This window comes from Actinoplanes sp. NPDC049802, assembly GCF_040656595.1.
Lineage (GTDB): Bacteria > Actinomycetota > Actinomycetes > Mycobacteriales > Micromonosporaceae > Actinoplanes.
On the sequence record NZ_JBFAMR010000010.1, the window covers coordinates 139,454 to 160,180 of the forward strand.

General features: G+C 68.3%; 15 protein-coding genes and 2 pseudogenes. 4 read left to right on the top strand and 13 right to left on the bottom strand.

What is annotated here, in order from left to right:
• Positions 1-7: 7 nt before the first annotated feature.
• On the top strand, positions 8-1,255 hold the full coding sequence (locus tag AB0I88_RS10500) for a ricin-type beta-trefoil lectin domain protein (protein ID WP_361020995.1): 1,248 nt from the start codon (positions 8-10) through the stop codon (positions 1,253-1,255).
• Positions 1,256-1,469: 214 nt separating this feature from the next.
• On the opposite strand, the gene AB0I88_RS10505 is transcribed toward AB0I88_RS10500, so the two are convergent.
• From AB0I88_RS10505 to AB0I88_RS10540, 8 genes are all read right to left on the bottom strand, one after another.
• Positions 1,470-2,762: a PQQ-binding-like beta-propeller repeat protein gene (locus AB0I88_RS10505; RefSeq protein WP_361020944.1), complete on the bottom strand. Its 1,293-nt coding sequence runs from the start codon at positions 2,760-2,762 to the stop codon at positions 1,470-1,472.
• Positions 2,763-2,931: 169 nt separating this feature from the next.
• Entirely contained in the window at positions 2,932-4,641 is a 1,710-nt protein-coding gene (locus tag AB0I88_RS10510; RefSeq protein WP_361020946.1) for a ThuA domain-containing protein, read from the bottom strand.
• Between the two features lie 14 nt (positions 4,642-4,655).
• On the bottom strand, positions 4,656-7,472 hold the full coding sequence (locus tag AB0I88_RS10515) for a carbohydrate-binding protein (protein ID WP_361020948.1): 2,817 nt from the start codon (positions 7,470-7,472) through the stop codon (positions 4,656-4,658).
• 166 nt (positions 7,473-7,638) lie between these two features.
• Entirely contained in the window at positions 7,639-10,011 is a 2,373-nt protein-coding gene (locus AB0I88_RS10520; RefSeq protein ID WP_361020950.1) for an RICIN domain-containing protein, read from the bottom strand.
• A 135-nt stretch (positions 10,012-10,146) separates the two neighbouring features.
• The gene (locus AB0I88_RS10525) at positions 10,147-11,334 is read right to left on the bottom strand and encodes a mandelate racemase/muconate lactonizing enzyme family protein (protein WP_361020952.1); all 1,188 of its coding nucleotides are present in this window, start codon (positions 11,332-11,334) and stop codon (positions 10,147-10,149) included.
• Between the two features lies 1 nt (position 11,335).
• Positions 11,336-12,163, bottom strand: coding sequence for a carbohydrate ABC transporter permease (locus AB0I88_RS10530; RefSeq protein WP_361020954.1), 828 nt, complete (start codon positions 12,161-12,163; stop codon positions 11,336-11,338).
• Entirely contained in the window at positions 12,163-13,023 is an 861-nt protein-coding gene (locus AB0I88_RS10535; RefSeq protein WP_361020956.1) for a sugar ABC transporter permease, read from the bottom strand. Before AB0I88_RS10535 ends, AB0I88_RS10530 begins: the two co-directional genes overlap by 1 nt.
• Positions 13,024-13,136: 113 nt before the next feature.
• On the bottom strand, positions 13,137-14,402 hold the full coding sequence (locus AB0I88_RS10540) for an extracellular solute-binding protein (RefSeq protein ID WP_361020958.1): 1,266 nt from the start codon (positions 14,400-14,402) through the stop codon (positions 13,137-13,139).
• Between the two features lie 137 nt (positions 14,403-14,539).
• Here AB0I88_RS10540 and AB0I88_RS10545 point away from each other — a divergent pair, with 137 nt between their 5' ends.
• Positions 14,540-15,310 carry a FadR/GntR family transcriptional regulator gene (locus AB0I88_RS10545; protein WP_361020960.1) on the top strand — a complete coding sequence of 257 codons (771 nt, stop codon included), beginning with the start codon at positions 14,540-14,542 and terminating at the stop codon, positions 15,308-15,310.
• Between the two features lie 639 nt (positions 15,311-15,949).
• Here AB0I88_RS10545 and AB0I88_RS10550 read toward each other — a convergent pair.
• Together AB0I88_RS10550 and AB0I88_RS10555 are read right to left on the bottom strand one after the other, a co-directional pair.
• Positions 15,950-16,219 (bottom strand): hypothetical protein, encoded by a 270-nt coding sequence (locus AB0I88_RS10550; RefSeq protein WP_361020999.1) that lies wholly within the window; start codon positions 16,217-16,219, stop codon positions 15,950-15,952.
• Between the two features lie 469 nt (positions 16,220-16,688).
• Positions 16,689-16,778, bottom strand: a pseudogene (locus tag AB0I88_RS10555) (recombinase family protein); the annotation flags it as partial.
• A gap of 199 nt (positions 16,779-16,977) precedes the next feature.
• On the opposite strand from AB0I88_RS10555, the gene AB0I88_RS10560 reads away from it, so the two are divergent.
• Positions 16,978-18,423, top strand: a complete 1,446-nt coding sequence (locus AB0I88_RS10560; protein ID WP_361020963.1) for a CAP domain-containing protein — start codon at positions 16,978-16,980, stop codon at positions 18,421-18,423.
• A 31-nt stretch (positions 18,424-18,454) separates the two neighbouring features.
• Positions 18,455-19,200 (top strand): annotated as a pseudogene (locus AB0I88_RS10565) (hypothetical protein); the annotation flags it as partial.
• Between the two features lie 190 nt (positions 19,201-19,390).
• Here AB0I88_RS10565 and AB0I88_RS10570 read toward each other — a convergent pair.
• The 3 genes from AB0I88_RS10570 to AB0I88_RS10580 all read right to left on the bottom strand — a co-directional run bounded on the left by AB0I88_RS10570 (position 19,391) and on the right by AB0I88_RS10580 (position 20,692).
• Positions 19,391-20,137, bottom strand: a complete 747-nt coding sequence (locus AB0I88_RS10570; RefSeq protein WP_361020965.1) for a class I SAM-dependent methyltransferase — start codon at positions 20,135-20,137, stop codon at positions 19,391-19,393.
• A gap of 88 nt (positions 20,138-20,225) precedes the next feature.
• Positions 20,226-20,408, bottom strand: a complete 183-nt coding sequence (locus AB0I88_RS10575) for a hypothetical protein (RefSeq protein ID WP_361020967.1) — start codon at positions 20,406-20,408, stop codon at positions 20,226-20,228.
• A gap of 158 nt (positions 20,409-20,566) precedes the next feature.
• Positions 20,567-20,692, bottom strand: coding sequence for a hypothetical protein (locus AB0I88_RS10580; protein WP_361021001.1), 126 nt, complete (start codon positions 20,690-20,692; stop codon positions 20,567-20,569).
• Positions 20,693-20,727: the final 35 nt, after the last annotated feature.

Here is a 20,727-nt window from a genome sequence, read left to right on the forward strand (position 1 = left end):
CGCCGGGATGGCCGGCATCCGGCTGGCCGCCGCCGACGTCGTCCCGCTCGCGGCGACGCCCGGATGCGGCAAGGCACCGACCCTCGCCAGCGGAACCCATTCGATGCAGAGCAGCGGCAAGACCCGCAGCTTCGTCCTGCGGGTCCCCGCCGGATACCAGAGCAACACCCCGTACCGGCTGATTTTCGCCTTCCACTGGCGGGGCGGCACCATGAACGACGTCGCCTCGGGCGGCAGCAGCGGGGCGTCGTGGGCCTATTACGGGATGCAGGAGCAGTCGAACAACACCGCGATCCTGGTCGCGCCGCAGGGTCTCGGCAACGGCTGGGCCAACTCCGGCGGTGAGGACGTCACCTTCGTTGACGACATGATGCGGCGGATCGAGGACGGCCTGTGCGTCGACACGTCGCAGCGGTTCGCTCTCGGCTTCAGCTATGGCGGCGGCATGAGCTACGCGCTCGCCTGCGCCCGGGCCACCGTCTTCCGTGCCGTCGCCGTCTACGCGGGCGCACAGCTGAGCGGATGCAGCGGCGGCAGTCAGCCGATCGCGTACTTCGGTCTGCACGGCATCTCGGACAACGTCCTCAACATCTCGGCGGGCCGGTCGCTGCGTGACACGTTCGTCCGGAACAACGGCTGCACCGCGCAGAGCCCGCGCGAGCCGGCCCCGGGCAGCCGGACCCACATCACCACCGCGTACCCGGGATGCCGCGCCGGCTACCCGGTGCAGTGGGCGGCATTCGACGGCGGGCACGGTCCCGGTCCGGTGGACGGTTGCAGCGGCTGTGAGGACGGAACCAGGACCTGGACCAAGGTCGAGGTGTGGCGGTTCTTCGCCCAATTCCAGGCGACCCCGCCGTCCGGCCCCACCTCACCGCCCAACCCGGCAGGATTGCGGCTGCGCAGTGAGTCCTCCGGTCGCTGCCTGGACATCAGCGGCGCGAACCCGGCCAACGGCACCCCGGCACAGATCTGGGACTGCCACTCCAACGCCAACCAGCAGTTCAGCCAGAACGGGGCGACGCTGCAGGTGATGGGCAAATGCCTGGACGCTCCCGGCACCTCCGGCGCCCGGGTGCAGATCTGGGACTGCAACGGCGGCGCCAACCAGCGATGGACCATCAACAGCAACGGCACGGTCAGCAACCCGGCCGGGCTGTGTCTGGACGTGAACGGCAACGCCACCGGCAACGGCACCGCGGTGATTCTGTGGAACTGCACCGCGGCCGCCAACCAGCGCTGGACGCGAGCATAGAAAAAGCCAACCTCCCCCGGTACGACGGGAGACAGCCACCCGGCTTCGATCAAGAGTGGGGCGCCGGATGTTCGCAATTTCCGGCGCCCCGGCCGGCAACGCGCCCTGACGTTCGGGAAGGGCCGGCCCCACTGCGGATCTTGCCGGCCCGGTGACCCCGGCGGGCGCTCTCGAGCCCGATCTCGCCGCCCAGGCGTTGAACATGCCGGGGGTCTCAGCCGACCGCGATGACGGTGAGGGAAGCTCCGCGTGGGCAGAGCAGATAGCCCGGCACGCCCTGGCAGGCCTGCTCGGCGAGCCGGTCGACCGTGCCGAGGGAGGTCTGCCTGCCGTCAGCCAGATCAAGGCGGGTCACGGCGGTACGGTCGTCGGGTGTTTCCGTCGCGCGCAGCAGCGTGAGCGAACCGGCCGGGCCGACCACGAACGCCTCCTGGCCGCGGAGCGGACGGCCGATCGTGCGGCCGGTGGCGGCGTCGACCAGGACCGTCGTGGCCGAGGCCAGATCGGCGGCGGCGGAGAGCAGCAGGCGGCCGGCGCCGAGGTTCCACACGAATCTCATGTCGTCGCGTCGCCAGGTCTGGCCTCCGGTGGCGGGATCGCGGCCGGCCACACCGCGCACGCCGGCCGTGCAGATCAGCGGGCCACAGCCGGTGACATAGCCGATCAGCTCGTCGGATCGCCACAGTCGGCGCAGGTCGGCCGCGCGGTAGATGGTGGCAGCGGTCTGGGCGGACGCTGTGCGGATCACCACCAGTTGGGCGCCGACCGGGAAGAACGTCGCCGAGTACACCCCGTTCCAGGGGATGCGGCTGCGGTGGCGTAACGCACCGTCGTCGTAGCCGTACACGGTGGTTTCGCCGGTGGCGGTCACCGTGACGACCGAGGTGGGCCGGCCACCGTCCGTGATGGTTGTCCACTCCTCGGCCGGGGTGATCGACCGTCGCCACAGCTGGCGACCGTCCCGGCGTGCGACCAGGCGCAGGACAGTGGTCGCCCCTGACCGGCCGGTCTCGGCGAGCAGCACCCCACTGCTCACCGGCGAAGGCGAGGAAGCGCCGGCGGACTGCCAGAGTCGCGTGCCGGTTGCCGCGTCGAGCGCAATCGTGCGCGGTCCCGCCGGGAATGAGGTCGAGCCGATCGGTGACGGGCCGATGGTCACCAGTACGACATCTGCGACGGGCTGAACGCCGTACGCGTCACCGGTCGGCGTACTCCATCGCAAGCGGCCGGTGTGCAGGTCATATGCGACAACCTCCGCCGGCCCGGAGGGACTGCTGCGGGTCAGGTAAACGGTCCGGCTGTCCATGGCCACGGTGTCGCTGGGCTGCAACGCCGTCGTCCAGAGTGGCCGCACCAGGGACGGCGCCGGCGGCGCCGAGGCGGTCGTTGCGGCCAGACCCACCGCGGTCAGAACGACCAGCGCCTGCCGGCGCAGCCGCGGCAGGTTGACCGGCGCGGCAGCCGCCTCGGTGGCAGCTCCTGCGTCACCGAGGTCAATCAGAGTCATCGTCAGCCGACCACCGTCACCGCGCACGCGTCCCGCACCCTTTAGGCAAGATAGCTCGACGGCCCGGTTGCCGGCGCGGGACGGAACCGACTGGACCGGTTCTGGCCGACGGCCACCCGATCCGCGGATCGGGTGGCCGTCCAGTCTGCTGTGCCGTCGAGGGTGACTGTCAGGGCAGGGCCCACTTCTGGTTCGCGCCGCCGTGGCAGCTCCACAGGTGCACCAGCGTGCCGTCCGCAGATCCGCCGCCGGAGACGTCCAGGCACTTGCCGGACCGCGGGTTGCGTACCGAGCCGTCCGCAGCGGCCTGCCAGACCTGGTTGGCGCCGCCGTTGCAGGTCCACAACTGCACCCGCGCCCCGTTGGCCGTGCTGTTGCCGCTGACGTCCAGGCACTTGTTCAGCGCCTTGACCGTCGACCCGGGCGTCACCGTCCACTGCTGGCCCGCCACACCCGAGCACGACGCGATCTGCACCTGCGTACCGTCCGCCGAACTGCCGTTGCGCACATCCAGGCACTTGCCGCCGATCCCCACGATCGGACCGGTCCCGCCGGGCTGCGTTCCGCCCAGGTCCTTGATCCGGATGTTGCGGAACGAGACGTCGTCGCCCGTACCGTGATTCTGGATTCCGATGTGCCCGGCGAGCGATCGGGCCGGGTCGGTGTTGGTGAAGTCGTTGATCTTCACGCTGTTGAGGAACACCTGGAGCCGTTCGCCCTCCACCAGGATCTCGAAGGTGTTCCATTCGCCCGGCGGGTTGAGTGCGGCGTCCCGGGCTGCGGTGTCCGGGGCCTTGATCGCATAGATCGAGCCGGTGGTGCGGTCGGTCGCGTCGGTGGCGTCGATCTGCACCTCATAGCCGCTGTTCAGCGCCGAGGTGGGATCGCTCGGCGGCGGGAAGCCGACGATGACCCCGGAGTTGTCGTCACCGGGCAGCCGCCAGTCCAGCTTGAGCGAGTAGTTGGTGAACTGCCGCGCGCTGTACCAGAGCATGCCCATGCCCCCGGTCGAGCTGAGGGTGGCGTCGGTGTTGGTGAAACCGCCCGGGCCGGACTGGGACCAGCCAGTCGCCGAGCCGTTGTACAGGGCGGTGTAGCCGGTCTCGGGCCGGCAGTCGGCCCTGGTCACGCCGGCCGCGTACCGGATGCCGCCGAGCAGGTGCGACCGGAACGCCGGCTCGGAGTACGCCGACTGGCTGTGTCCGCCACCGGTGTAGAAGGACCGGCCGCCGCCCGCGGTCTTGCACCATGCGTGCGGGTGGTCGGCGCCCATCGAACCGCCCGAGTACGTCGACTCGTCCAGCGTGGCGAGCACGTGCGCGGTGGCGCGCGGGTTGGTCCGGAAGTTGTACCACTCGTCGGTGCGGCTCCACGCCTGCGGCAGGTGGGCGGTCGCCGCGTGCGCCCGGTCCTCCACCCGGACGGTGGCCGGCTGGATCGCCGGGTGCGAGGCGAAGTAGGCGCCGACCAGGTTGCCGTAGAAGGGCCAGTCGTATTCGGTGTCCGCGGCCGAGTGGACGCCGACGAACCCGCCGCCCGCGCCGATGTACGACTCGAATGCCGCCTGTTGCGTACCGTTCAGCACGTCGCCGGTGGTGTTCAGGAAGATCACCGCCCGGTACCGGCTCAGGTTCGCAGTGGTGAACTGATTGGCGTCCTCGGTGGCGGTCACCGTGAAGCTGTTCGCCGCCCCGAGGTCCCGGATGGCCTGGATGCCCGCCGGGATCGCGTCGTGCCGGAAACCGGCGGTCTTGGAGAAGACGAGAACGTTGTACGGCGGGTCGGCCGCGACCGCCGGGCTGGGCGAAGCGACGCCGCCCAGGACGAGGAGTGTCACGGCTGCTGCTCTGCTGAGCGAGCTCCGGGTCTGTCTGCGCATGTCATGACTCGCTTTCAGGGAAGGGTCCATCGCTGGTTGGCGCCGCCGTTGCACGTCCACAGGGTCACGACCGTGCCGTCCGCGGAGCCGCCGCCTGACACGTCCAGGCACTTGGCCGACTGCGGGTTGCGGACCGAGCCGTCCGCAGCCGCCTGCCAGACCTGGTTGGCGCCACCGTTGCAGGTCCACAACTGCACCTTCGCCCCGTTCGCGGTGCTGTTGCCGTTGATGTCCAGGCACTTGCCCAGCGCCGCGATCGTCGCGTTCGGTGTCACCGTCCACCGCTGCCCGGCCCCACCCGAGCACGACGCGATCTGCACCTGCGTGCCGTCCGCCGAAGCACCGTTGCGCACGTCCAGGCACTTACCGCCGATTCCGACGATCGGACCGGTTCCGGCCGGCTGGGTGCCGGTGTTGAAGGTGAACGTGTCGACGTCGAAGAGGAAGCCGGAGCCGCCGGCGAAGGTCAGGTAGAGGGTCGTGGTGCCGGCCGGAGCGCCGGCGATCGAGCCGCTGACGGTGGTGAAGGTGTCCCAGGAGCCGGTCACCGGGACGGTGGCCGAGCCGAGGACGGTGCCGGTGGGTGAGCCGGCGCGGATCTGCACTGTGCCGCCGGCACCGGCGGACGACACCCGGGCGCTGAACGACGTGGCGGTGCTGAGCTGGTAGGGCTCGAAGGCGATCCAGTCGCCGTTGTCGATACTGCCGACTGTCTTGCCGCCCTCAGCGGCGGACTTGTCGTAGACGACGATGCCGGACGAGGTCTTGTAGTGCTCCGCCTGGCGGTGTCTCGGTTGCAGGATGTGCTGCGTGTGTGTGGTGAGCCCGGCGTTGTCGGTGTACTCGGCGTCGAAGACCGCGAAGATGTTCGCCGCGTCGTCGTGCTCGCCGTCGACCGGGATGGTGAGCGTGCCGGTGCACCCGGTCTTCGAGGTGATCTGGTGGCCGTGGCTGTCGTGGCCGAGAACGTAGGTCACCTTCACCCGGGCGCAGTCGATCGTCGCGTCCTCCGGATCGGTCACCGTGACCGTGAACGGCACGGTGTCACCGAAGGCGAAGATGTGCCCGGCGGCGGGGCTGCCGAACGTCACCGTCTGCGCGGTGTTGCCGACCGTGATCCGTACGCTCGCCGTGCCTGTCGCGCCGGCCCCGTCGCGTACCGTCAAGGTGGCTGTGTAGTCGCCGTTCGTGGTGTAGGTCTTCGTCGGGTTGGCGGCGGTGGAACTGGTGCCGTCACCGAAGTTCCACGCGAAGGTGAGCGGTCCGCCCTCGGGATCCGACGAGCCGGCCGACGAGAAGGCCACGGTGAGCGGCGCCTGGCCGGAGGTCCTGTCCGCGCTCGCCGCCGCTGCCGGCGCACGGTTGCCGCCACCGACGTAGTCGAACCGGTAGAGCGCCGAGTTGGCGTCCCCGCTGTAGTACCCGGTGCCGTAGTCGAGCACGTAGTAGGAGCCGTCCGGGCCGAACGCGGAGTCCATCACCTGTTTGCCGGTCCACGGGAAACTGTCGATCGTCCCCGGTGAGCCGTCGGTGTTGAGGTGGATCGGCTTGATCCAGCCGCGGCCGAATTCGGTGGCGAAGAACTGTCCGTCGAAGGCCTGCGGGAACTTCGTCGGCGACGTGGAGGCCGGATCGTAGCGGTACACCGGCCCGGCCATGGGTGACTCCGCGCCGCCGCCGAATGCCGACGGGCTGCCGGAGTCGCCGCCGTACCGGATCCAGGCTCCCTTGGCCGCCGGAAGCGTGCTGAGGCCGGTGTTGCGGAACGAGTTGTTCGTCGGCCCGCCCGAGCAGTTGTACTTCGCGCCTGCCGTGTTGGTGGCGAAGTTCCATTCGGCGTACGTCTCGGAGCTGGTGTTCGCGCCGGTGCAGTACGGCCAGCCGTAGAAGCCGGGGGCGGTGATCCGGTTGAATTCGACCTGGCCCTGCGGTCCGCGCGACGTGGTGGAGCCGGCGTCCGGACCGTAGTCGGCGACGTACACGACGCCGGTGGCCTTGTCCACGCTCATCCGGAACGGGTTGCGCAGACCCATGGCGTAGATCTCCGGCCGGGTTCCCGCAGTGCCGGGCGCGAACAGGTTGCCGGCCGGTATCGAGTAGGACCCGTTCGCGTTCACCTTGATCCGCAGCACCTTGCCGCGCAGGTCGTTGGTGTTGGCAGCACTGCGCTGCGCGTCGAACGCCGGATTGCGGTTGGTGCGCTCGTCGAGCGGCGAGTAGCCGGCGGACTCGAACGGGTTGGTGTCGTCCCCGGTGGACAGGTACAGGTTGCCGGCCGCGTCGAAGTCGATGTCCCCACCGGCGTGGCAGCAGATACCCCGGTCGGCCGCAACCTCGAGGATGTCGACCTTGCTGGCCGTGTTGAGGCTGAAATCGGCGTTGAGGGTGAACCGGGACAGCCGGTTGACGCCCTGCCAGGCGGACCAGTTGGTGCCGGTGACCGGCGCGTCCCCGCCGGGTGTGGACAGGGGCGGAGCGTAGTAGAGGTAGATGTGCCGGTTGGCGGCGAAGCCGGGATCGACGCCGATCCCCTGCAGACCGTCCTCGTCGTGCGTGTAAACGGGGATCGTGCCGATCACCGTGGTGTTGCCGGCCGCGTCGGTGCGGCGCAGCGTTCCGTTGCGGGCGGTGTGCAGCACGGAGCGGTCCGGCAGGACCGCCAGCGACATCGGCTCGCCGACTTCGGACACGCCCCGGGCGAGCTGCACCTGCTGGAAGTCGGCGCCGTTGATGGTGTGGGCCGAGGCCGATGGCGCGGTGGACATCTGGACGGTGAGCGTGGCCGCGAGCAGCAGCAACGTCGCCACCGCAGCAGAGGGTCTCTTGAGCATGAGGGTGCGATCCCTTCCTGAGCAGCTGGCTGTCAGGCTGGGGCGCGCGCCGTCGCGCCGGTGTGGTGGCAGGACATTGCCGTGGCCCACCGGGTGCCATGCCGGCGGGCCGCCGCCACCCGAGCCGGGGCAACAGCTCGGGCGGCGGGGAGTTTGGTGGTGCCGGTCAGTTCCGCAGGCTCCACTGCTGGTTGGCGCCGCCGTGACATGCCCAAAGATGGATCTTGGTTCCGTTGGCGGTGCCGTTGCCACTCGCGTCCACGCACAGGCCGGACTGCGCGCCCGTGATCGTCCCGTTGGAATTGAGGTTCCACTGCTGATTGGCCTGGCCGTTGCAGTCCCAGATGATCACGGGGGTGCCGTTGACCGTGCCGTTGCCGGACGCGTCGAGGCACTTGTTGCCGTACACCGTCAGCTGCCGGCCGGCGGTGTGGGTCCATCGCTGGTTCGTCCCGCCGTGGCAGTCCCACAGCTGGACCTGGGTGCCGTTGGCCGTGCTGAATCCGCCGACCTCCAGGCAGCGGCCGGACCCGCCGCCGACGATCTGTACGTTCTGCTGGCTGGACCTGCTCTGCGGCCCGGCTGCCGCCATCACCGCCTGCGCTCCCGCCGGCCAGTTGCCGCCGGTCACGGTGACGTTGCCGGACACCACGTTGCCTCGGTCGCCGTTGGTGACGTTGGTGCTGCCGTTGGTGGACCAGTTGCCGGTGACGGTGAAGTTGCCCATGTTCTCGGCGAACCAGTAGTTGGCGGTGGCCCAGGTGCCGGTCGCGGAGAAGACGTTGTTGCGGGCGGTGTAGTAGCGCGAGCCCTCGTCGAAGTAGAGGCCGAAGTACCCGTTGGTGCGCAGACAGTAGTTGTCGCCGATCAGGGCACCCGGGTTGGCCGACAGGGTGTAGATGCAGCCGCCATCGTTCATCTGTTGCATCACGTCATGGATGTAGTTGCCGGTGAGCAGGTTGTTCGACGCGGTGGTGGCAGTCGAGTAGCGCGGCTGATAGTTGTAGAGGCCCCGGTCGGCGTAGTGGTTGCTGCCGCCGGCGTCGTTGGAGCCCCAGCCGTACCCGATCGACATGCCGGTGTAGGGCAGGTTGTAGACCTCGTTGTGCGTGATCGTGGCGCCGGAGACGTAGGTGGCCAGGACCGACACGATCCCCCGATGCTCGATGCCGAGATCGTGGAGCCGGTTGTTGCTGATGGTGATGTCCCGGTTGACCATGCGCTGGTCAGAGGGGTGATGTGCGTCAGCGCGTACGCCACCGATGACGATGCCGCCGGCCGAGTTGCGGGCGATCTCGGACCGCGTCACGGTGATGTTCGCGGCTCCCAGCCCGACGCCGCTGGTGTGTGCGGTGGCGTCGTTGCCGATGCCGATCGCCGTCTGGCCCAGGTTGACGAACTGCGAGTCGGCGAAGGTGACGTTGTCGGCCGCGGAGACCTGCACGGCGGCGGGTGACTGGAACCAGTTGGGCCGGGTGGCCTCGAACTGGGGGCAGCCGTTGTGGCACGTCGTGAAGCCGGGCCAGCTCCAGTTCCCCGAGATGTACGCACCCGTCTGCTGGTCGGCGTAACCCTGGTTGCTGCTGGGCCCGAGCCAGCTCGTGCCGGTGAACGTGATCCCGGTGAAGGTGATGTGGTGGGCCGGGGCCGCGTAGGTCCCGCCCACGGCGAGCAGGGAGTCGAGCGTGGGCAGCTCGACGCTGACACTGCTCATGTTCTGCCCGGCGAGCGGGATGTAGGACAGCGCACCGCTGCCCGGGTCGAGGTGCCACTCCCCCGGCGCGTCCAGGAACTCGTACGCATTGGTGAGATAGAGCGGTCCGGCGCGATGCGGGCTGGTGAACGTGTCGTACCCGAAGTTGTTGTTGCTCCAGCCGGGCTGCTGCATGGTGATCTGATTGCCGGCGATGTTCTGCACCGACACGTAGCGGTCGGTGAACGAACCGACGCTCTCCACCTGAATGCGGCTGTCGCTGGACAGATTGTTGAGGTACGACAGCGCGCTGCTGGTGAACCTCAGGCCGGTGCTGTCCGCGGCGAAGTCGGCGCGGTTGACCTGGGTGCGCGCCCTGGTGGCGATGGCGCCGTTGACGTAGAGCTGCCGGCTGTCGCGGCCCGCGTCGACGTTGGCGCGCCAGATGTTGCGTCCGGCGTCCACCTGCGACCAGCCGGTGACGGCCCGGGCGCCACTGATCACCGGACGGGCGGACGGCGCCGCCTGCCACAGGACGCGGTAGCCGTTGTTGCCGGAGTCCGCAGCGGTCAGCCGCAGCGGAGAAGCCAACCGGTACACCCCGTCGGCGAGCTGCACGACGATGTCGCCGGACATGGCGCTGTTGAGCGAGCGCACCGCGGTCTGGGCGCCGGTCAGCGAGCACGGCTGGGCGCTGGTGCAGCTGGTGCCGGTTCCGGACGGGGCGGCGTGGAGGGTGGTGGTCGCGGCGAGGGCGGGCGCGGCGGAGACCGCCACGGCGGACGCGGTGGCGACGACCGTCAAGGCCGCCGTCGTGAGCCCGGCCCAGAGTCTTCCGGGTGACACGGCTGTCTCCTTACCTGGGGAAGTTGGAGCTGGTCGCGGCACGGAGCATGGGAAGTTGAAGCCATTTCATCATACGAATGATGTATATTCAACGATAGACGTCTATATTTTCGGAGCGCTCTCGCATGCCGTTGGTCAGCCGCGGCGGACGGGGAACCCGTTGCCGCGGGCGGCACCGTCCAACTCCGACAGCAACCGCCGCCCGGCGTTCTCCGGCCGTACGTGCGGCCCTCCCACCGAAGGCTGATCCGGACCCCGCGCCGCGGCCAGGATCGCCTCGCCGTCGACGCGGATGCCCAGACCCGCCGTGTCGCCCAGCACGAAGGCGCCGTCGTCCACGTGCAGGTCCAGCGAGACGCCGACCGGAGGAGAGAGGTCCTGCAACTCGCTGGTCAAGTGGTTCGGTACCGACGCCGCCGCGTGCAGCAGGCCGATCGGGCTGTTGCCCACCGGGCTCACCGGCAGATCGAAGGCGTGTGCCAGCGCGCAGACCCGTAGGAAGTGGGTGACGCCGCCGACCGCGGCCGCCTGCACGACGTCGACCGCCCCCGCCGCGATCAGCGGGCGGTACTGCTCGAGCCCACTGAGGTTCTCCCCCGTGGCGACCGACGCGCGCACGCCGCGGGTGACCGCGGCGAGGCCCTCGGCATCCCAGCGCCGGACCGGTTCCTCGATCCAGATGAGATCCAGCGTGCGCTCGAGCTCGCTGACGTACCGCACGGCCTGTTTGCGGGTCCAGGCCTCGTTCACGTCGAGCATGAGGCCCGGCCGCCGCCCGTGCGCCGCGTCGGTCAGCAGATCCTTCACCAGGCACAGCCGGTCCCGGTCGCGCTCGATGTCCAGGCCGCCCTTGAGCTTGGCAGCGCGCAGGCCGTACCCGGCGTACACCTGATAGGTCGCGGCGAGTTCCTCGTCGGTCAGTGCGATGTCGAGACCGGAGGCGTACGCCGGGACCCGCCGGTCGCGTCCCCCGAGCAGCCGCCACAACGGCTGGCCGGCGGCCTGGGCCTTGATGTCCCACAGTGCCGTGTCCAGCGCGCCTATGGTGCCGAAGACCGGACCGGCGTGTCCGGCCTTGAAAGTGTGCCGCAGCATCCGGTCGTAGAGGGACGTCACCGCGCGGGGGTCCTCGCCCTCGATGGCGGTGAAAATCCGTTCGATGTCGACGTGCGGGCCGAGGCCGATCCCGGAGATGCCCTCGTCCGTGTCGATGATGACGATCGGCACCGGAACCACCCCGTCGGCGAAGACGCCGTTGGCGTCGCCGACCGGCCGTCCCCACTCCTGTGTCGTGGCCAGTGTGCGATACCCGGTGATCCGCATGTCAGCCCTTCGTCGAGCCGGCGGCTACGCCGTCGGCGATCTGGCGCTGCAGGAAGAGGTAGACAACGAGTACCGGAAGCGCGGCGATCAGGACACCGGAGGCGAAGATCGGGATGTCGTCGGAGTACTGCCCGCGCAGCGAGGTCACGCCCACCATGACGGTCCGGTGCTCGGCCGAGGGCATCATCACCAGCGACATGAGCACGTCGTTCCAGCAGAAGAGGGCGTTGAGAATCCCGACCGACAGCAGGGCGGGCCTGCCCAGCGGAATCATGATGCGGCGATACACGCCGTAGACGCTGTTGCCGTCGATCCGCGCCGCGTCGATGATCTCCTGAGGGATCGTGCGGTAGTAGCTGGTCAGCAGGAAGACGGTGAACGGCAGGAACTGGGCGACGTAGACGAGGATCAGCCCGGGGTAGGTGTCGATGAGCGCGGTGTCGGCCATGACCCGGGCGAGCGGGACCATGATGACCTGGAACGGGACGAACAGAGCAGCCAGGCAGGCCAGGTACAGCACCGTCGAGCCGCGGAACCGCAGCCGGCTCAGGGCGAAGCCGGCCATCGATCCGAGCAGCAGCAGGAGCAGCACCGCCGACGTCACGACGATCAGCGAGTTGACGAAGTAGCGGCCCATGCCGACGCTGGTCCACGCCGTCTCCAGGTTCTCCCCGCGCAGGGTGCCGACCACGGAGAATCGATCGAGAACGTAGTCGCGCCGGGTCTTCATGGCGACGTTGGCGGTGAACAGCAACGGATAGACGGTTGCCAGCGCCAGCACGGACATCGGCAGCGCGGCGAGCCAGACGCCCGGGCGCAGGCGCGACATCAGTCGTCCTTCCCGGTCCGCTGCAGCAGCGTGATCTGCAGCAGACCGACGACGATCATGATCAGGAAGAGGAGAGTGGACGCCGCCGACGCGAGGGCCGGCCGGCTCATCTGCCCCTGCTGGATCCAGATGTAGTACTCCGGCAGGTAGGTGGAACCCTCGGGGCCTCCGCTGGTCATCACGTAGAGCAGGCCGAACATCGAGGTCAGCATCCCGATCATGGTGGTGACGAAGACGAACTGGATGGTGCGGGTGAGGCGGGGAATGATCACGTGCCAGATCACGCGCGGCAGCGACGCTCCGTCCACCCGGGCGGCGTCCAGCAGAGCGGAGTCCAGCGTGGCGAACCCGGCGAGAAACACCACGAGGGCCATGCCGAACGTGGCCCAGACGTGTACGCCGGTGACCGCGAACAGGGCGATGTCGGGGTCGCCCAGCCAGTCCACCGGGCCCACCCCTACCCGGCCGAGGAGGGCGTTGAGCGGACCGTCGAAGGACAGCAGAAGGTTGAAGATGGCCCCGACGATGACCGGCGAGAGTACGGCCGGGAAGAAGTAGACACTGCGGTAGAGGCGGTGGCCGGGTACCCGGAGATAGATGAAGGTGGCGAGCAGGCCGGGTATCGCCACGGCGACCGGCAGCAGCAGCACAAGCAGGCCGACGTTGCCCAGTGCGGTCCGGAACAGCGGGTCGCCGATCAGCTCGCGATAGTTGTCGAGACCGACCGGCACCCCGTTGCGTTCGCCGTCGCCGGTGAACGAGAAGTTCACCCCGAGCAGTAGCGGATACAGCCGCAGCGCCACCAGCACGAGCACGGTCGGGGCAATCAACACGAAGGGTGCGAGGCGCTCGGCGAGCACACCCCGATCCGGACGGCGCGCAGGGCTTGGCGCGGGGCCCTGCGGTGCCGCGCCGGTCCGTCCGGCATCACCCGTACGGACCGGCGGCTGCGCGCTTCCGAGCCGCACCGGTCTCAGGCCGCCTTGTCCGAAGCGGCCAGTTGCTTGACGGCGTCGTCGACGGTGACGGACCCGCTCAGCAACTGCTGGGACAGGCGTCCCATCAGGTCCAGGGTCTTCGAGGACAACGCCACGTGCAGGGCGGGTTTACCGGTCTTGGTCCCGGCGACGATCGAGGCCACCGCCGGGCCGCCCTGGGACACGTCGATCGTCGTGTCGGCCGCGATGGCGCCGGCATCCGCGTGGAAGGCCGTGAGCGCCTCCGTCGAGGTCAACGACCGTACGAGGCCGGCGGCGACCTTCGGGTCCTTGGTCCACTTGGCCACCCCGTACCCGATGCCCCCGTCGTAGGCCAGAGTCGGGGTGGTGCCGGCGGTGACCACCGGAGCGCCCATGACGCCGAGCTTTTCCGGCGTGAGGAACTCGTTGAAGTCCTGCCAGTGCCCGACGTCCGACATCAGGCCGATCACATGCGCGGCCTTGCCGGACTGGAAGAGGGCGAAGGAGTCGTTGAACATCGCCGTGGAGTTCGCGCCGTCGTTGTTCAGCCCCTGATCCCCGGCCTGCTTCCACAGCTCGAAGACCTGCTTGACGTGGGGTGAGGTCCAGTCGCGTTTGCCGGCGATCCAGTCGTCGTACTCCTGGGCGGTGAGAATTCCCGAGCCCAGCGCCGAGAGCCAGAACTGGATGCCGGCACCCTCCTTGTTCCCGAGTGCGATGCAGTCGGCGCCCGCCTTGGCGATGGCGCCGCAACCGGCGACGAACTCGTCCCAGGTGGTGGCCGGGGCAGCCGGATCGAGACCGGCCTTCTCGTACAGCGCCTTGTTGTAGTAGAGGGGATGGCCCTGCAATGTCACCGGGCCGGCGTAGGTCTTGCCGTCCTTGGTGAACGCATCCCAGCCGGCCAGCCGCTGCTTGTCCTCGGCCAGGAACTCGTCCAGCGGCACCAGCGCGTCCACCCGGTCGCGGATCTGCCCGCCACCGTTGAACAGCATGACGTCCGGACCCTTGCCGGATTGGATCGCCGCACCGAGCAGTGTGTAGTACTGGTCGAAAGGCTGCGCGACGAATTCCACCGTGACGTCGGGATGTTTCTCGGCGAAGTCCGCCTTCGCCTTCTCGATGTAGGACGCCGCGGACGGCTCACCGGATTTCCAATCCCAGACGACCAGCTTGTCGGCGGACCCGCTGGAGGACTTGCCCGAATCGGTCGCGCTTCCGCACCCGGCCAGCGCCAACCCAGCTATGAGAACCGCCGACCACAATGAGCGCCTTCTCATCTCGTCACCTCGGAGAGAGCGGCCGATGAGCCGCGGGGGCAAACAGTGCTCGAAAACGTAACTCGTATGACGTATGTCGTCAACGGTGCACACGTACACTGATACGACGCCGCGCCTGGCGAGCAACCGGAGGGAACATGACGCCATCGCAGGACATGGCCGTTAACGCCGGGACGAACCCGGCTTGGGCTCGCCGGCCGAGCAGCCTCGCCAAGGCCCTCACCGCCGAGCTGGTCGAGCGCATCGTCCGGAACGCCTACCCCTCCGGTACGCCGCTGCCGCCCGAACCGATCCTCTGTGAGACCTTCTCGGTCAGCCGGACCGTCGTCCGGGAAGCGGTCAAAATCCTTCAGGAGAAGGGCCTGGTCCAGGTCCGCCAAGGCTCGGGCACCACCGTGACCCCGTCATCGCAGTGGGACATGCTCGACGAGCTGGTCCTCATGGCCACCATCGCCGTGGACGACTCCCTCGCCATCCTCGACGATGTCGTCGTCACCCGACGCCTGCTGGAGTCGGACATGGCCAATGTCGCGGCCCGCACCGCCGGTCCGGAGACCGTTCAACGCCTCCGCGCCATGGTGGACCGGATGGATGAACTCGTCGACGACCACATCACCTACCAAGAGCACGACCGCGCCTTTCACGACACGATCATGCAAGCTTCCGGCAATCGCGTCGCACGCAGCGTCGTGCGGGCGCTGGAGAGTCAGGTCGTCAATACGGCCCGGTACATGGGCCGCACCGAACGGTCCCTGTGCGTGGCGTCCAATCGCGGGCACCGGCGCATCTACGAACGCATCGCCGCCCATGACCCGCAGGGTGCGGCCGAGGCGATGTTCACCCACATCACCGAGGCCTGGCTCGTCCGGCGCAGCGGTTCCGGTGAGCCCGCCCGCCTCAACCGCTGAACAGCGGGTGAAACCGGCCCCCACCGCGCCGGACGGCGATGGGCCCGGCCCTCGAGCGGTCTTCGTGTCGGAAGGCGCGAGCCCGCAGCCAGGACCTCGACCCCACAAGAGCTTCCCCTCTCGGCTCACGCCCGGCCGCCGGGCATCGCATACGCCGACCGGCTGGATACGGTAAGCAAGAAAGCCGAATTCAGATTGACCGAACTTAATTAAAATACATGCTGACACGGTAACTCTCCGGAAACAACAGTGCTCGGAATTATCAGGGGCACGGCTTTCACCGGCACCCTCGACCGACTTCTCGGCACCGCCCCGCATAACGATTTCAGGCCGGCTTTTCCTCGAAGATTCGGCTGCGGCCGACGTTGCCGCGGATCCATGCCGTTCGGGGCGATACTCGAACAAGACGCGTCGATCCCGCGGGCCCAGGCAGCTCTTCGTGGCCATTGCTCGCTATCAAGGACTCTGAAGTATGCCCCGTCCCTCGAGACCTTCTGCCTGACGCTATGGCGAACGTTCCACGACTGAGATCACCGTCAGTCGCGACGAAGTCGACCGTCTGGTCGGCCGTCACCGAGCGTTGAGCGTTGAGCCCCGAACGAGGAGTGCAAGGACATACCAGGTTGGATCATCGCCGAACTACATCCACGCTTTGCCGTCGCGACACACCATCCGCCGCGCCCAGGCACTCGGCCGTCGACCGCCGGGCAGGACGAGGCCCGCCGTCGCGGTGGCTTCCACCGGCCCGTCCTCGGTGTGGGCGAAGGTCACCAGGTATCGGCCGGCCGCATTCGGACCGTTCCCCTGGCCGGCGATGAACGCCACTCTTTCGCCGGCGACGACGACGCCGCTCGCCGAGCGGACCGGCGTGCGGCGTACGCAGCGCACCCCGACCTGGTCGATCTCCACCAGCAGCGAGCAGGCCGAGCGCGAATGCCGCGGCCAAGATCCGTGGGTTACGGGCAGCGGGACGCAGCACCATAAGGTTGATCATGCTCGACCTCCTGGACCGGGCCACGCTACCAACACCGTTCTCCGTCCGTTGCAGGCTTTCATCGACTGCGGTCGGCGGCGTAGGTGGCCCAGTTGCCGTTGGCTTCGTGCGCCCATTTCGTCGCGGTTGATGCGGGCGTAGATGCCGAGGGCGTTGAGTCGGCGCATGAGGGCGGCGGAGTCTGCGGGGCGGCCGGGGTGTCAGACCGGCGACCGTGATATCTCGAACACCTCGGTCAGTTCGGTGGATGGCGTGCTCGCCGGCGGCGTACACGTTGCGCAGGATTGCCTGCCAGAGCGCGGACAGTTTCGGCATGCAGCCCTCGAGCTTTCCCTTGGCCTCGGCGATCGCCATGCCCTCGCGGATCCGCATCCGTAGCAGGTCGACCTCGAACTCGGCGAAAGTGACGAGGACGTTGAAGAACACCCTTCCCCTCGGGCCGGCCGGGTCACAGACCCTCGTGCCGAACTGCATCGTGTCGCTGCGGTAGACGTCGAACTACTGCTGGCTGCAGTTCGGCAGGGCGTCGAGCAACGTCGATGAGCCGCTCCGTGGGAGGGCCTGCAAAGTCGTTGGATGGCCATCGTGCGATGGACGCGGCTCGAGACGCCTTATGTCGACGCCGGTGCGGCCGATGGTGCCCGGAACGTCGGCGACTCGATCTGGAGAGCGTATGAGGAGACCGTTGCAGAGAACGGCCGGCGTGGCGTCGGCCGTGTTGGCGCTGAGCGGGGCTGTTCCCCCGCTGCCCGCGCTGGCGGCCGCTGAGGTCGCCAGCCTGGGGATCACCCTGGACGCGGCACGGTCGGTGACCGGCGAGACGATCCGCTGGACGGCCACCGCCCGGGACGAGGCGCAGGCTCCGGTCGTCGGCGCGGAAGTGACCGTCCACCTGCCCGACAACGCCATCGTCGCCGCCACCACCACCGCGGACGGCATCGCGACCGGCACCTTCGTCGCCACCGAACCGGGCACGATCTCGGCGTACACGGACGACGCGCGTGCCGACACCGTGCTCCAGCTGGCCCCGGTGCTGAGACTGGCGGCGCCGGCCCGGACCGCGAAGGTCTTCGAGGGTGTCCGCGTCGCCGTGACCGAGACGCTCGACGCCTCGGTCGTGCTGCAACGCCGGAAGGCCGGCGCCGAGGCCTGGACGAACCTGTACACCGAGTTCGGTGATCCGCGGATGTCGGTGCCGCTGCACGCCGGCGGCACCGGTTCCTGGCAGTTCCGGGCCGTGAGCAAGGCCATCGACGACGCGAACATTCTGTCCGCCACCAGCAACACCGTCACGCTCAAGGTCTCCGGCGCGGCGCCCGTACCGATCAAGGTCCTCAACGCCATGCGGGTGAAGTCGGGGGTGCGGCCGGTCTACTGGACCTCCTCCTACAACGCGAACATGATGAAGCACGCGAAGTGGATGGCCCGGAATCGGACGTTGTGCCACTGCGAGACGAAGGGAACTCCCGGCTATTCGCCCGACGGCGACAGAATCGCCCGGTCATCGCTGTTGAGCGGCGGCACGGGTTCCATCACGTCCACCGAGATCGTTCGTGGCCTCGCAGCGGCACCGTTGCACTCGGTCTCGCTGATGGCGGCGCCGCTGCGCGGGGTCGGCGTGGCTGTCACGAAGGTGAAGGGCTTCTCGGCCGGCGGTGTCTTCCAGGCCGATCGGGCGGTCCGTGACGGGTACCGGCGGGCGGTCACGCCGTGGCCCGGAGCGGGCAGCACGGTGCCCGCGGCCTACCGGGGTGCCCGGCGGGAACAGCCGAATCCGTTCCCGCTGTGCGGTGCCGGCTACAGCGACCGCACCAGTGGCTTGCCGGTGTGGGCGTCGTTCGGGGTGCCGTTCATGGGTGCTCCGGTGGTCGGCTACCCGGCCAGGGTGCGCAAGGCGCGCCTTCTGGAGAACGGCAGAACACCGGTGACGGTGTGTGTGCTGAGTACCGACCGGGTCAAGGGAAACGGTGACAATGCAACGGCTGTACGCCTCGGCTTGGAAGCCCACGAGGCGGTCGTGCTGATCCCCAAGCGGCCACTGAAGGCGGGCGCGAGCTACCAGGCCTCGATCACCACCCAGAAGGAAACCTTTACCTGGACCTTCAGAATCGGCAAGTAGACCGGGCCGGGCGCATACCCGCGCGCCCGGCCCGGCCGCCCGCCGACTGCTGATCACCGCCGACGCCGGCGGCGCCAACGGCTACCGCACCCGGGCCTGGAATGGAAAGCCGAACTCGCTGACCTGGCCGTACAGACCGGCCTGAAGATCACCGTGTGTCACTTCCCGCCCGGCACCTCGAAATGGAACAAGGTCGAGCACCGGCTGTTCTCCCACATCACCATGAACTGGCAAGGCAGACCGCTGACCAGCCACGAAGTCATCGTGCAATCGATCGCCGCGACCACCACCCGCGCCGGGCTACGCGTACACGCGCAACTGGACACCGACACCTACGAAACCGGCGTCCGCGTCAGCGACCGTCGGGTAAGTACGTCTCCTTTGTCGTACCTTCCTGGCAGGATCGGCGACATGGATTCCGGTGTGGAACGCGCAGCCAGCCCCGAAGATCTCAGTCGTCTTATCGTCGCTCGGCTCAATACCGGCGATGTCGAAGGGCTTGTTGCCCTCTACGAATCGGATGCGGTCCTGGCCCTGCCCGATGGTGGGGTCGCGAGCGGATCGGAGGAGATTCGCGGAACCTTCCAACGCTTGCTGGAGGGGCGGCCATCTTTCGAACCAGGTAGCCATCGTCCGCCCCTGCGTGCCGGCAGGCTGGCTCTCACATCGACCCGGCTACCCGACGGAACCGTGACCGTTGAGGTCGCGCGCCAGCAAGATGATGGAACCTGGTTGTGGGTGATCGATCAACCCACCTTCATTCCGCCGAGCAGTTAGGAACCCGGGCCTTCTCTGGAACTAAGAACGATCATGAATGAGAGGCGTCGGCGTACGAGCATATCAGGCATCCCCGAGCTCAGCCGCCGGGTGACGGCCGAGCCGACGTCAGCACATAGAGTCATCGACTACGTAGGGCGACGTTTGCCGAGACCGCGCCTGCGTCCGGATTGCCGGTGAGCTGATGCTTTCACCGGCAGACGCAGAGTTGAAGCGGCGAATCGACAGCAAATGGTTGACGCCTCCAATCACCGAAGCGCTCGACGAGCCGAAGGCCGGCGAGCGTGATGAGCAGCGGCAGCTCCTGCGGGAAGATGCTCCTGATTTCGAGCGGTGCGACTACGAAGTCAGGCTCGGAGTCGGTCGAGAGGAACCACGTTCCGCGGGTAACTTGCGCAGGCGCATCGTAGATCTCGGCGACATCGACACTGACGTTGCCACGGTCGGGATCCATGAACGCCAACGATTCCCGGGTCCGTCGCACGCCATCGGCTCCGGCAAGGACACGCACGCTCGGATTGAACACATCGAAGACGAACGGTGCTCCGGGTGCCAGGTGTCTTCGAACCGACCGGAAGCAGCTCACAAGATCCTCAGCCTCATGCAGATGCAGCAGGGAGTTGGCCGTAATGAACACGAAGTCGAAGGTGCGGCCCAGATCGAAGGACCGCATGTCGCCCTGCGTCCATTCCACCTCTACACCGCGCTCGTCCGCCTTACGCTGAGCCTCAGCCAGCATGTCCGACGAGGAATCCAGGCCGAAACATGAACGTCCGTCGGCCGCGATGGGGATCAGCTTCTGCCCGGTGCCGCACCCGAGCTCCAATACGGTTCCGCCGTGCAGATCGGCGTCAGCCCGGTAGAAGTCGACCGCGGGTCCGCCGCCCGGGAACATCAGGTCGTACAGCCGCGCGTGCGAGTAGAACGCTTCGCTCATCAAGCACTCCGCCTTTCCGGCGCGGCCCCACCCCGCACGACGACTGGTGGGTTCATCCTGGCTGACACCGATGACTTCGCACCATCGATTACCGGTGAACCGCCCACAAGCAGTCCCAGGTGATGCGGTGCTGGCTGACGATGCAGCCTCCGGACACGTCGGTGACGCCCACGGTGCGGATTGACCCGTCGTCGGTGGCGTTCCACATGCCCTCGATGTCGATGTCCTCCTCGACCACCGTGGCGTCCAGCGTCGGCGGCGTCGATGTCACCCACACAGCACCGGCTCATGCCCTTGCCGTCGACGTCGGCGAGCGCACCGATGAACCAGCATGTGTCCGCGACGGCGGCGACCTCCTGCCTCCGTCAGCGTCGAACAGGTCAGGCGTCGCCCCGGCACGGCTCAGCCGCGCCGCCGACCATCCGGCCATCATCGGCCGCTCGGGGTCCGCCCGGCGGCCACCAGGGCGCGGGCGTTGTCGGACCTGTCGGCGTTCACGCCGGCCGCGACGAGCGCGACCGCGTTGACGACGCGGCCGTGCTCACGGACCTTCATGGTCGGCGCGCCGGCGGCCACAAACGTGAACGGCC

Bases quoted from the DNA above. Each gene is read 5' to 3' on its own strand.
- AB0I88_RS10545 (WP_361020960.1), top strand. From the start codon at position 14,540: ATGACGCCATCGCAGGACATGGCCGTTAACGCCGGGACGAACCCGGCT.
- AB0I88_RS10560 (WP_361020963.1), top strand. From the start codon at position 16,978: ATGAGGAGACCGTTGCAGAGAACGGCCGGCGTGGCGTCGGCCGTGTTG.
- AB0I88_RS10510 (WP_361020946.1), bottom strand. From the start codon at position 4,641: ATGCGCAGACAGACCCGGAGCTCGCTCAGCAGAGCAGCAGCCGTGACA.
- AB0I88_RS10570 (WP_361020965.1), bottom strand. From the start codon at position 20,137: ATGAGCGAAGCGTTCTACTCGCACGCGCGGCTGTACGACCTGATGTTC.
- AB0I88_RS10515 (WP_361020948.1), bottom strand. From the start codon at position 7,472: ATGCTCAAGAGACCCTCTGCTGCGGTGGCGACGTTGCTGCTGCTCGCG.
- AB0I88_RS10525 (WP_361020952.1), bottom strand. From the start codon at position 11,334: ATGCGGATCACCGGGTATCGCACACTGGCCACGACACAGGAGTGGGGA.
- AB0I88_RS10505 (WP_361020944.1), bottom strand. From the start codon at position 2,762: ATGACTCTGATTGACCTCGGTGACGCAGGAGCTGCCACCGAGGCGGCT.
- AB0I88_RS10540 (WP_361020958.1), bottom strand. From the start codon at position 14,402: ATGAGAAGGCGCTCATTGTGGTCGGCGGTTCTCATAGCTGGGTTGGCG.
- AB0I88_RS10500 (WP_361020995.1), top strand. From the start codon at position 8: ATGGCCGGCATCCGGCTGGCCGCCGCCGACGTCGTCCCGCTCGCGGCG.
- AB0I88_RS10530 (WP_361020954.1), bottom strand. From the start codon at position 12,163: ATGTCGCGCCTGCGCCCGGGCGTCTGGCTCGCCGCGCTGCCGATGTCC.
- AB0I88_RS10580 (WP_361021001.1), bottom strand. From the start codon at position 20,692: ATGAAGGTCCGTGAGCACGGCCGCGTCGTCAACGCGGTCGCGCTCGTC.